1 protein-coding gene is annotated in these 564 nt (G+C 72.5%); it reads left to right on the plus strand.

Annotated features, from left to right (window positions below; genetic code table 11):
* Positions 1-564 (plus strand): outer membrane protein (locus ACLBYB_RS32725; RefSeq protein ID WP_447701368.1); only part of this gene is annotated, 564 nt, incomplete at both ends.

Raw genomic sequence — 564 nt, forward strand, 5'->3', positions numbered from 1 at the left:
CGCCGCCTCGGCCGCCGACCTGCCGCGCCGCGCCGCCCCGCCGCCGGTGTTCACCCCCGTCCCGGTCTTCACCTGGACCGGCGCCTACTTCGGTATCAACGCCGGCTACGCCTTCGACGCCAGCGACCGCAACACCGGCAACACCTTCGCCGTCCCCTTCCCCTACGCCGCCCCCGGCACCGTCGCCTCCTTCCGCAACCGCAGCCAGGACGGCTTCTCCGGCGGTGGTCAGATCGGCTACAACTGGCAGATCACCCCCGGCTCCGGCCTCGTGATCGGTGTCGAGGCCGACGCCCAGTACCTCGACTTCGGCCGTAACCGGAACAGCGCCTTCATCTCCGGCGCGCTGGCCCCCGGCTACTACGTCACCGACCCGCGCGGCCTCTCCAGCCTCGACTTCTTCGGCACCGTCCGCGGCCGCCTCGGCTACGCCTTCGACCGCACCCTCGTGTACGGCACCGGCGGCTTCGCCTACGGCTCCGGCAGCGCCGACCGCTCCTTCGGCGGCTATGCCGGCAACGACAGCTTCCGCACCGGCTGGGCCGTCGGCGGCGGCATCGAGTA

It is taken from the genome of Methylobacterium sp. D54C, assembly GCF_053345595.1.